We start from the raw sequence: 12743 nt of genomic DNA, 5'->3' as shown, positions 1-12743 counted from the left end.
ATTGGTTAGGCTACAAAAGTTCCTCAAGTTCAGCATTCTTGCCCATCCATCGTCTTGATTAATCCCTTTTCATCATATTCAAGCTCGACTACTTTCATACTCCGCAGCCATGTTTTACCGCCAGAGGGCACACAGTCATGATAAAACAAATACCATTTCTCTTTAAATTGCAGTATACTATGGTGAGTGGTCCAACCAACCACCGGAGTCAGAATCACACCTTGATAGGTAAATGGACCATAAGGATTATCCCCTATTGCATAACACAATAAATGCGTATCACCGGTAGAATACGAGAAATAATACTTGTCGCCATATTTATGCATCCAGGAAGCCTCAAAAAAACGGCGGTCTAGATCTCCCTGTTTAAGAGGGTTACCTTCTTGATCCAAAATAACAAGATCTTTTGGTTCTTCATCAAATTGCAACATATCCTCCGTTAGTTTTACAACTTTTGGACATAGCGCCAGATCATGCCAGTGCGGCAAATCCATGGGATAAGTCATTTTGTTATTTCTGTAATATTGAAGCTGCCCGCCCCATATTCCCCCGAAATACAGATAATGGCTACCATCATCATCTTGAAAAGCACAGGGATCTATACTATAACTTCCTTTGATCGGATTCTCCTCCGGAATAAAAGGACCATATGGGGTATCACTTACCGCTACTCCAAGCCTAAAGACATCGGTCTGGTCTTTTAATGAAAAATAAAGATAATATTTACCATTTTTTGTCGCCACATCCGAATCCCAGAGCTGTCTTCCACCCCACGGAATATCTGCTACGTCCAATACTTTGCCATGATCGACCGCCTCGGCATCCATATCATCCATAGAAAAAACATGGTAATCTTTCATATCAAAATGATCGCCATGATCATTTTCCAGAATACCACTTTCCCAGTCATGCGAAGGATATATGTAAATTTTATTCTCAAAAACATGTGCCGACGGATCAGCCATAAAATCATTGGGTACTAAATATCGTCCTTTATTCATAAAATTATAGGGTTATTTTTGTTTTGCTAATTCAATTAAATCCTTGACAAAAGGTTTAGGTTTATACTCCCGGTCAAATAACAAAGGATAGTCCGTCCGTCCGGGAACTGGCCATCCATTTTTCCACGAATCACCATCACCTACCCCCCACACCGTTACACGCGTTATTTTATCGTCATGTTTTAGATATAATTTAAAAAAATCCTTGTAACGGCTAGCTAAAGCTTTCGCTATAGCATCCGGCAAACCTTCTTTATATGGATTTAATTCATTTTTATACTGATATGTTTCACTGATTTCTGCTCCCATATTGGGATTTACATGAGGCAATACAGAAATATCCATTTCCGTCACCATCACTTTTGTCCCTAAACTAGCAAAATCGACAATTGTCTTTTCCACTTCACTTAGAGCAGGATTATCTAATCCATTATGTTCTTGCATACCAATAGCATCAACACGGACACCCGAATCGAGCACCTCTTTGACCAGCTTCATAATTCCATTTCGTTTAGCAGGAATAGCTGTTGAGTAATCATTGTAGTAGAATTCGGCATTAGGATCTGCCTCTTGCGCAAATTGAAAAGCAAGCTTAATAAAATCTTTACCGATGATATTGTAAAACTTACTTTTCCGCAGTTCACCATTATCCAGCACAGCCTCATTGACCACATCCCAGCCATGAACACGTCCTTTATAGCGTCCAACCACGGTATGGATATGTTTGCGCATCCTCTCAATCAAAACTTCACGCGAGACATCCTTCCCTTTATCATCGATAAAGAACCAGGTTGGCGTCTGCGAATGCCACATTAAGGTATGCCCGATGATATGCATGCCATGCTGCTCTCCCAATGCGACAAAACGATCTGCATCTTTAAAATTAAACTCCCCTTCCCGGGGTTGCAGGTACATACTTTTCATACAGTTTTCGGCCACGATGGAATTAAATTGAGCTTTTACCACCGAAATAGCGGCGGCATTGCGTTCCCATATTTGTTCCAGATTCAAAGCTGTACCGATATAAAATTTATCCTTGAAAGCATGCTTCAATATAACTTGGTCTTCAATGGTTCGATCACCCGTTACCTGTTGTGATTTAGTCGAGGTGCATGCCAAACCCAATGTAGCGATGCCTGCAAAAAAAACGATCTTTACTTTATTCATTTTTAACGATTTAATTCTTGTGTCTTGATTCTATTTCATGATTTATTTTATCGATCACCGCATCGTCCAATTCATATTTTGAAATAATGAACATGGCTACCAGTAATAAAATAGCAGGTATAACAACCACCAACCAAAGGATACCCTGCTCGGCAAAAGACGATTGCGTAACGGTATTGTCTTTATCAAAACCGACATATGCAAGCACGAGACCTGGTACGACGCCCCCCAGGGCCATACCTGCTTTATAAAAAATACCGGTCAAAGCATTCACGATACCTGAAATCCGTTTTCCTGTCGCATGCTCGCCATAGGAAATCACTTCGGGTACCAATGCCCACATATATCCTGTAGCTACTATGATGCCTGTGGATTTAATAAATTGTGCCACTAACACCAACCAAACCTGACTCCTTAAAGCGGGTATGACAGAAATAATATAAAGCATGATCATTCCTAATATGGCGATTGTTAAGAACACATAAAACAGTTGCTTTTTACCTATCGCACGCTTTATCGCAGGCACCAGTGGCATAAAAATAAAGGCTGGAATAGATCCTAATGCCATAAAATAAGGAAGCATTTCTGGTGCTTGGACATTATAGATCATATAATATGAGCCCGCAGCATTTCCGATCGCCATCATGGCAAATGCAGTGATAAAGAAGAATGCCAATATGCGCAAAGGTCCATTATGTTTAAATGCTGTCCACAGATCCGAAACTTTTACATTTTCGGTTTCTTTCACATCCATGACAACACGTTCCTTAGTTTGCGTATAACAGAAAACCAATAACAATAAGCCCGCGATAGCATAGAGCGTCATTGTAATAAACCAAGCTTGCGCAGATGCGGGAGAATTGATCTTTCCATTTGGCGAAAGATATTGAACCAGTATAGGTACCCCATATCCTACTGCCAGACCACCCATATTCGCCATAAACATACGGGTCGACGTCAGTTTTGTTACTTCATCCGTATCGCGCGTCAGCGATGCATTTAGTGCGCCATACGGTACATTGATCAAGGTATAAATCATAGATAATCCAACATAGGTTATATAGGCATAGAGTAATGATCCAGAAAATCCATTCCAAAAACAGAGTATGGCAAATCCAGTTAATGGGATACCGCCTAGAATTAAATAAGACCGGTATTTTCCCATTTTAGGATTCTTTTTATCAACAAATGCACCCACAATTGGATCCCATATCACGTCAATAACACGAACCACGAGAAACATAATTCCCGCCGCTGTTGCAGATATCCCAAATACATTCGTGTAAAAAATAAGCAGATACATGGATACCGTTTGGTAAATCAGGTTTTGCGCCAGATCACCTGATCCAAATCCTATTCGTTGCAACGACGAAAGTTTATAGAAACCTTTCTGTTCGCCTGTAGTTTGCGTTTCAGTTTTCATTTTTGTCTTGTAAATAATTGGTTTTTATGCATCATGCAGCTGCTGAAGCATACCTGATATTTTTTAGGTCCACCAATAATGTTTAAGATTATCGATGTGTTCAGTATCACAAGTTCATGATGACAATTGTAAAATTACAAGTACGACGATTTAGCACATGATACATATGTGTTATTAATAGATAAAAATGTTTAAATGGTGGCCGAAAATGGCTAAAAAGAAAGTTTTTTGGAAAAACAACCCCCTTTACTAAAAATTTAGATGGTGTAGGTTTCATCCCTACATTTTGAACAGATGTCCACTAAAAAATCAATCCCCTACGTCTTATAACGTAGGGGATTGATGAATCGCTTATTTTATAAAGCAAGGACATACAGCTATAAAATCCGTAAAGTCCTAAGACCGTTAAAAAATTAGGGCCGGATGTGGAAATAGTCAAAATCCACAAATCCACCCACATTTTTAGTCGCATAATTAAATAATCCGAATCGATAGCCCATAAAATGTGGTATGGTATAGGTCATTTTAAATTCCGTTCCTATGGGTTCCCATTTTTCACCATTCAGGCTATAGAAAAAAGTAGCAACATCTCTTTTATTGGTAAAATCACATTTCACCTTTAGGTAAACTTTCTGCTGATCCAACGGGATACGTACCAGCTCTTCTTCGATTCCTTTCTTAGCATTGCTGTTCACTAAAAAATGTTGACCGCCTTCCATGCGTATGCCTAGCAAGCCAAAGTTTTGCTGCAGTAAAGATAAACCTGCAAAATCGCCATCTTTCATAGCAGAAACATCGATTGCAGTCTCACCCTCACAAGTGGGACCAAAGGTGCGCTGTGTCAAGGTGTTTCTTGCCTGCAAAAAATGCGGATCTACACGTCCAGTCTTTAACCTCAGGTTTCCTTTATTTTCACTTACAGACCATAACTGCGCAACAGGATTGTGGTTCCATTGCCATACCAGCGGTAAATCCGGTTCTCCCGCTTTACGGTCAAAATCATCCGAATTAACGAGATGCGGGATCAATCCCCTGCTGGCTGGAAGATCCAGTACTTCGGGTACTTTACCATCCACACCCAGTACCGGCCAGCCCGCTTTCCACGTAACAGGAACAAGATATGGGATCCTTCCAACAGCACCATAATCCTGAAAAAGATAAGCATACCAGGCACCATTTGGCATATCAATCAATCCCCCCTGCGCTACACCTTGATCCTGCAAAACCACCCGCCCCTCATATGGTCCATCTATTTTATCTGCACGGTGCACAATCACAGACCGCATCCCACCGGGAGGCCAGGAAATGTTAAACAGATAGTATTTGCCATTTACTTTAAAAAATTGAGAGCCTTCGGCCGGAAGGCCACCCTGCACACCCGCAGGTGTTGTCGGTAAGGTTGCGTTTTCAATTAAGACACGTTGCGTCTCGGGTTTTATTCCAGATAAATCGGGCAGCAGTTCAACCATATAGATCTTACCGCCACCCCATATCATATAGATTTTATCCCCTTCAAAAAATAGGCTATGGTCATGCAAAGCAGGCTTAAACTCCTTTCGCTCCCAAGGTCCTTTTTCGATATCCTGAGTCGAATAGATATAAGTCTTGCCCGTAGTCTGTGCAAATGTGCTGACATAATAGGTTCCTTGATGAAAGCGTAAACTACTTGCCCATGATCCCCGACCATACGTACTTTGGTTATGATCCAGATTCAGCTCATCAATAGCAGCAAGAGTATGATGTCCATAACCGATCATTTCCCAGTTAACTAAGTCTTTGGATTTCATGAGCGGCAAGCCCGGGTTCATATGCATGGTCGTACTGCTCATATAATAAGTATCACCTACACGGATCATCGACAGATCCGGAACATCGGCAAAGATGATCGGATTTTTTGCTTTCTGATCCTTTTGCTGTCCATAAATTGGATTTATAAATAAAAACAAAAGTAAAACCCAATACGATGATCTGTATATACCTGTTACATGAATTTTCATAATACTTATCTATTTTTTAGGTTTATCTAGAGACTTAATCAGCAGTAAATATAACATTATAAATCTTGGACACACCGTTGTAGTTAAATGTTACCCGACAAGCTCCCGAAGATGATGTTGCTTGATTAATGGTAATTTTAACAGCCGGATTATCCGAAGATGCCGTCACAACCGGTGCAGCTGCTTGTTGCGATGAAATTTTACTTTTAATCTCATACTGACCATAGTCAACAATGCCATTTGCATTGGTAGAGCGGACAGGTACAGCCGGTATTTCCAGCGCTTTGCCGTTGACAGCGATACGCACTTGAGGCACGATTGGACGATCAATTTTATGTTTCTTTGAACTAAATCCCAGACCGATGAAGTCAAACAGGAATTCATGATCTTCCCCTTCCGCAACCAGGTATATCGCATGCTTTTTATCCAGATGATCAACATATTTGGAAACATCAATTTTAAATGCTGCCGTTTCACCCGCAGCATTCTCCGGAACGACAATTTCCCCTATTTTCTGACCCTTCCAAGTGGCATTATCATAAGGACCATCCATCCAAACATTAACTTTAAAGGACTTTTTAGATTTTGGAGTTATAAACAGGTTAAACATGGTATTGTTTCCTTCTTTTGTTCCTTCAAAAGCTTTCAGTCCAAATTGATCCTGCTTCAGACCCCCAAAACCAAAATATTTAAAACCGACAACACTCCCATTTCTGAGATTTGTAACCGGCATATGATTATCCCATATATCCCAAGAATCTTGCATGGTACTGATATCAGAAAGGTGGGCCGTATATCCCGCTGAATAGTATTGATAAGGATCGAGTCCAAAAATATGGAAGCCCTCAGAAGTCACTTCTGCACCCTTATATTCTTTACCCTGACTATCCTTAACCGTCACCATTTTATTTTCGGCATACGGATCATAAGCCCTGATGCGTACCGACCCACCTTGTGCGACTGGTTTTTCATCCCAATCGATGATAACCGGAGCGACTACTGCCTGACGCGCAAATCCAAATCCTCTTGGCGGTCTATGGTAAAAAACATACCATTGCCCATTAATTTCCTCGATACTGCCATGCGTATTATGCCCCGCATTACTCGTTTCTATCGCTGTACCATCCTGATTAAGGACCGGTCCACGCGAATCGACCAGCACACCCCCGCTCTTCCAGGGTCCCAAAGGCGAATCACCAATCAGGTAGCGCAAGGTAGAGTTCGAACTTCCGACACCGTATTCAGGCCCCGAATATCCACTATATACCGACACATACTTATTGCCCACTTTCCGGATGGAAGAAGCTTCAAAGAAATTAAAAGATCCCAAATCCTCTCCTTGTACAACATGCGCATATTCCGTACCCTTTGGATCCCTTAACACACCATAACTTGCGCTTGCGGGAATAAAACGGTCGATTATTTTTGTTCCGGGTCTCACCGTGTACATGGTATTTTGATCTAATTGAGCCGCCAAAGAGCGTTGAAAACCCCAGTAGGCATAAGCTCTAAAACCGATTTCAAAATCAGGATCATTCCGATCTGTTATTTGCTCCACAAATATAGCCGGATCAAATCCAATCACGCTTCCAGGCAACGTACGTGTACCATCTTCCGTCAAATTGATCGGTTTAAAAGGTCCATCAGGACGATCTCCTTTCACCACCATAGCCTCGCGGTGTTCTCCCCGACTGTGCGGATAGAGATAATATTCTTTGCGGCCATCCTTTCTTTTTACTTCAACTAAGTCCGGTGCATACATGACATCCCATTGCCCACCAGTTTCGTAAGTGAAAATAGGTCCATCATCTCTCCAGCTGGACAGATCATCTACAGGTGCAGACCACATCCGGATATCAGGTCCACAATAACTGTCGAACCGTAGATCATGCGACCCGATGATATAAGCACGGTATTTTCCTGGATGATCAGGATCCTCAAAGACGCGAGGTTCACCATCCGGTAAATGCTCCCAAAGTGGCAAATAGGGATTACCCGCACCTTTGTGAACAAACTTTTGTGTCTGATTACTTTTTATCGCATTATGCTGTGCCATCACATCGGTTGCCGATAGGGCAAACAGACCTGCACAGAACAGTAAGACTGACTTTTTCTTAAACATAAATTTAGTTTTATTCATAATTTTTCTCTGCTATATTATTGATTACCCCCGCATGCATCGCCCCGCTACCCCACAGCTCACTACCAATTGTCAGTACGAAATGGCGAGGCAAGTAATCCTTCCTTGTTTTGAAGATTTGCTTCTTCCGGATTATCACTCCAGGCATAACGAACGGCTACAGGGTTCGGAACTTCATTACTGCTCACAATGACCGTATTACCTTGAATAACTGCATCTGCCCACACGTAGGCCTTATCTTCGCCAGCTATGGCGAAATGTTTTAAACGATGTTCACGACTCTTTAAACCGCCTGCACTTTGATGGAAAAACAAAACAATCTTGTTTCCATCGATCTTCATATTTTTATAAAGCGGACCTTCACTAACCACCTGTTCTCCATAGACCAATCGACGCGCTTGCAAAAACAAACGGTAGGCAAGATCTTTTTTATTTAATGGGTGAATATCATTCCATTCGCCCAGATCATAAGTTACTGTCAAGGCCGTTTTAGATACTTCCAATGCGGTTTGCAATTGTGCTTCCCGAACGCGGGCCCAACCACTTTCAACTGGTGGCTTGACAGATTTCGGAGCATAATTAGGGAGCTGCACAAGTAAAAAAGGAAGTTCAACTTTTTGAAATGTTGTCCGCCAATTTGCGATCAGTGCTTTTAAATACTTCCCATAATTAGGATCTCCTGCATTACTTTCCCCTTGATACCAGATCACCCCTTTCACCTCATAGTCGCGCAATGGATAGAGCATACCATTGTAAAGCATCGACCCCATGGTTTCCAGATTTGGAAGCTGTTTTTTTGCCTGCTCCAATACATTTAAATCTTGGCCAACTTTATATTTCCATTCTCCCCTAAGGTCTACTTCTATTTCATCACTGCTCATTCGGTATGGCTTATCAGGAATAAAGCCGCCATCAATGGCATGAGCTGTTAAACGGATGGTGATATTATTTTTTCCCGATTTCAAAATTCCTGCAGGAATATCATATTTGCGGGGAGGATAGAAATAAGAAGTAGTGCCCACAAATATGCCGTTCACAAAGACAGAATCACGATCGACCATTGTTCCTAAGTAAAGTTTAGCATGCTTGCCCTCCATATCAGGAGGTAAATTAAAATCTTTACGGTACCAGACCGTACCTTTAACATCCAGACCTGTTTCATTCCAGCGGCTTGGCACCGTTGCTATTTTCCAGTCACGATCGTCCCAATCTGCATGGTACCATTTATTGGCCCCCTGATCTACCGCCGCATTTTCTAGAACAGCTAATGCATCTTTATTGACGGTCAAAGCTGGAAATTCTTTTAAATGCGCTTGATTAATCCAACTTTGAATGGTACTGCCACCTTTACTGACCACCAACATACCTACAGGAACCCCCGTGTGGTGGTATGCTTCCTGCGCATAAAAATAGGCTAAAGCGGTCCAATTGATCACATCAGTAGCTGTCGCTGAGTACCATTTTGCGTCCGAAGCAATCTCCTCTTTTTCCTGTATCACTTCCTGTGTCGGTACTTTATAATAGCGTATCATGTGATTATTGGACACATTGATCTCGGGATACCGATCCACTAAACGCATTATAGGGGTTTCCATATTAGACTGTCCTGAGGCCAGCCAGACATCGCCAATAAGAATATCCCGAATCACAAATTCATTAATTTCCATGAGAAACGGTCCACCAGCTTGCTGCGGAGGCAGGCTCACAGACCATTTGCCAGCAGCATCAGGTTGTGTATGGTAAATTTTTCCCTGAAAACGGATGGTCACTTTCTCGCCACTGTCTGCCCAGCCCCACAATTTCAGATCCACATCGCGTTGCAGTACCATACGATCGCTGATTAAAGCCGGAAGCCTGATCTTGGCAACGACATGCTGGTAAATAAAAAAGCTGAACAGAATGGCAATAATTCTCATAGAACAATTATATATTTTCCTTGTATAAAAAAATCGCGGTTTTAAGTTTCTTCCCCTCCATATGCTTATTATCTCATCGGATGTGTTAAGATTGCGATGATTGCGCATCGCTCTGCATCTTATGACAGGAATAACAGGTCAATTGGTTATGGACTTGATAAAATTAAAATAAGTTATGAAAAGAGCAGAAGCCCTTCCCATAACTAAAACGAAAAAAAAACAATTATTAAAACGGGTTAAATAAAACGGTTAATTAAATTCTCTAAATATTCCTGCTTACCGCTAATAAGTTTAGGTTCACCATTTTCAGCAGCAAAGTTCCGGAGATCTTCTAAAGTCAATTTTCCTTGCTCAAAATCAGCACCGGCACCAGTATCAAAACTAGCATAGCGCTCTGAACGTATTTTTTTATAATCAGATTTCTGAAGAATATTATCTGCAATGACCAAAGCTCGAGCAAAATTGTCCATTCCACCGACATGGGCATAAAACAGGTCGGCAGGATCCGTTGAATTTCTGCGGATCTTAGCATCAAAATTGACACCGCCGCCTTTTAAACCACCAGCTTCTAAAATAATTAACAGCGATTCGGTCAGTTCATTCAGATCGTTTGGAAATTGGTCGGTATCCCAGCCATTTTGATAATCACCACGGTTAGCATCGATAGACCCTAAAAGCCCCGCATCTGCAGCAACTTGCAATTCATGCTGAAAAGTATGTCCTGCCAGAGTAGCATGGTTCACTTCCAGGTTTAACTGAAAATCATCCAATAGATCATACTTTCTCAAAAAGCCAATTACCGTTGCCGCATCAAAATCATACTGATGCTTAGAAGGCTCGCAGGGTTTAGGTTCAATAAAGAACGAACCCTTGAAACCATTTTTACGGGCATAATCTTTAGCCAGATGTAAAAAACGGGCCAGATGGTCCTGCTCTCTTTTCATATCTGTATTCAGGAGCGACATATATCCTTCACGTCCCCCCCAGAACACGTAGTTTTCACCCCCAAGGGCAATCGTAGCATCAATAGCGGCTTTTACCTGTGCACCACCATGCGCCAGTACATGAAAATCAGGATTGGTTGAAGCACCGTTCATATAACGGTGATGGCTAAACAGGTTAGCAGTTCCCCAGAGCAATTTGATACCGCTCTGTGTTTGCTTTTCCTTGGCATAATCCACGATACGCTCCATGTTTCGTTCATTTTCAACCACATTATCGGTATAATCAACCAGATCGACATCGTGAAAACAATAGTAGGGCAATTGCATTTTCGTCATAAATTCAAATGCGGCATCCATTTTATCTTTTGCCCGGTCTATGATCGTAGGTTTGGCATCCCATGGAAAAAACTGTGTCGGTCCTCCAAACGGATCCGATCCATTCCCATTAAACGAATGCCAGTAAGCACATGCAAATCTTAGATGCTCGGCCATCGTTTTTCCTGCTACCACACGATTTGCATCATACCATCTAAATGCGAGTGGATTATCCGAATCTACCCCTTCATATTTTATCTGTCCAATGTTTTTGAAATACTCCTGATTTCCTAATAATACTTCCATTTTTTATTAATTTAACAATTTCCTATTTAAACTATCTTTCCATTTCTCATACAGCTCATCATATAAAGTGATATGTGAAGGTTCAATGATCGCATGTTTCTCCAATCCGGCAAATGCTTCTTTCCGAGAAGCAAATATCTCTGCTCCGATTCCAGCTCCCAGCGCTGCCCCCACACTTCCATCATTATCATAAAGCTCGACTTCTACCTGTGTCACCCCAGCAAAAGACTGCTGAAATACGGGGCTTAAAAATAAATTGGCATGTCCGGCACGGATTACTTTTGGTTCTATTCCATTCTGCCTCAAAATATCCAGACCGTAGCGAAAAGAGAAAGCTATTCCTTCTTGAGCGGCACGCCACAGGTGCGCTTCGTCGTGACGTACAAAATCAATATTTTCGATATGGGCATGCACCATCCTATTTTTTAACATTCTTTCGGCACCATTGCCAAAAGGCAAAACCGTGATACCATCAGAACCTATGGCGATATTAGACGCCAATTGATTGATCTGTACATAGTCATTGCCCAGTGCCGTTATTTTTTTCATCCAGCTATTTTGGATACCGGTACCATTTATACAGAGCAGCACTCCTAAGCTTGTCTGCGAAGAATTATGGTTGACATGCGCAAATGTATTGACACGAGACTCCTGATCATACACCAGTTGATCCGTAACCGCATATATAACACCCGATGTACCAGCAGTCGCAGCCACTTCTCCGGGTTCAAATACATTCAAAGAAAGTGCATTATTAGGCTGATCACCGGCTTTATAACTCACGAAAGCATCTCTGGAAAGGTTCAGTTCATCCGCTACTTCGGGTTTGATCAGTCCATAGTTTGAGAAAACAGGTAAAATATCCGGAACTAAATCCTGATCAATACCATAATAATCAAGTAAGGTCTCCGAGATCCTATTGTTCTTAAAATCCCAGAAGATTCCTTCCGATATAGAACTGATATTAGAATTAATTTCACCTGTTAAACACATGCTCAAATAATCACCCGGTAGCATGAATTTATGTATCCTCGCATACAGTTCGGGTTCATTGTGTTTCACCCAGGCTAACTTTGAAGCGGTGAAATTTCCTGGAGAATTGAGATGTGAGGCCAAAAAACCAGAAGCGGACAGATCTGAGATTGCCTGATCGCCTATTGCAACAGCTCGACTATCGCACCAGATAATGGCATTACGCAGTGGTCGTTGATCCTTGTCTACGATCACGAGGCCATGCATTTGATAAGCAATTCCAATGGCACCGATATACTTCGGATTATAAAGTCCTGTACTGTTAAGCTTTTTTATCGCCAATTTTGTATGCTTCCACCACAGATTGGGATCTTGCTCCGCCCAGCCCTGCTGTTCCGAAATAATTGCAGCTTCGCTATCGGGGTACTGTGTAGACACGATTCTCCTATTGGTCTGTGCATCAATAACCGAAACTTTAATAGAGGAAGTCCCTAAATCTATTCCTAATAATAACATATCCTATTTTTCTAATATTTTTTTTGGTCTCTTTATTCCCTATTGT

Annotated in this window: 8 protein-coding genes; all 8 read right to left on the bottom strand. The window is 41.6% G+C overall.

What is annotated here, in order from left to right; genetic code table 11:
* Window positions 1-29: 29 nt before the first annotated feature.
* The gene (locus HCX49_RS04015) at window positions 30-1001 is read right to left on the bottom strand and encodes a glycoside hydrolase family 43 protein (protein ID WP_168126240.1); all 972 of its coding nucleotides are present in this window, start codon (window positions 999-1001) and stop codon (window positions 30-32) included.
* A 12-nt stretch (window positions 1002-1013) separates the two neighbouring features.
* The gene (locus HCX49_RS04010; RefSeq protein ID WP_168126239.1) at window positions 1014-2168 is read right to left on the bottom strand and encodes an endo-1,4-beta-xylanase; all 1155 of its coding nucleotides are present in this window, start codon (window positions 2166-2168) and stop codon (window positions 1014-1016) included.
* A gap of 10 nt (window positions 2169-2178) precedes the next feature.
* Window positions 2179-3591, bottom strand: coding sequence for an MFS transporter (locus HCX49_RS04005; RefSeq protein WP_021189557.1), 1413 nt, complete (start codon window positions 3589-3591; stop codon window positions 2179-2181).
* Between the two features lie 413 nt (window positions 3592-4004).
* A complete protein-coding gene (locus HCX49_RS04000; RefSeq protein ID WP_168126238.1) occupies window positions 4005-5588 on the bottom strand; it encodes a glycoside hydrolase 43 family protein in 1584 nt (527 codons plus the stop codon).
* A gap of 34 nt (window positions 5589-5622) precedes the next feature.
* The gene (locus HCX49_RS03995) at window positions 5623-7728 is read right to left on the bottom strand and encodes a hypothetical protein (protein ID WP_206368212.1); all 2106 of its coding nucleotides are present in this window, start codon (window positions 7726-7728) and stop codon (window positions 5623-5625) included.
* Between the two features lie 62 nt (window positions 7729-7790).
* A complete protein-coding gene (locus tag HCX49_RS03990) occupies window positions 7791-9644 on the bottom strand; it encodes a sialate O-acetylesterase (RefSeq protein WP_206368210.1) in 1854 nt (617 codons plus the stop codon).
* Between the two features lie 236 nt (window positions 9645-9880).
* Window positions 9881-11209 (bottom strand): xylose isomerase, encoded by a 1329-nt coding sequence (gene xylA, locus HCX49_RS03985; protein ID WP_168126237.1) that lies wholly within the window; start codon window positions 11207-11209, stop codon window positions 9881-9883.
* A gap of 6 nt (window positions 11210-11215) precedes the next feature.
* Window positions 11216-12697 (bottom strand): xylulokinase, encoded by a 1482-nt coding sequence (locus HCX49_RS03980; RefSeq protein ID WP_168126236.1) that lies wholly within the window; start codon window positions 12695-12697, stop codon window positions 11216-11218.
* Window positions 12698-12743: the final 46 nt, after the last annotated feature.

The sequence above is a fragment of the Sphingobacterium sp. B16(2022) genome, assembly GCF_012030425.1.
In the GTDB taxonomy this organism is placed as follows: domain Bacteria; phylum Bacteroidota; class Bacteroidia; order Sphingobacteriales; family Sphingobacteriaceae; genus Sphingobacterium; species Sphingobacterium anhuiense.
Note: the sequence above shows the minus strand (reverse complement) of the source record. Positions and strands in the feature narration are given on the sequence as shown.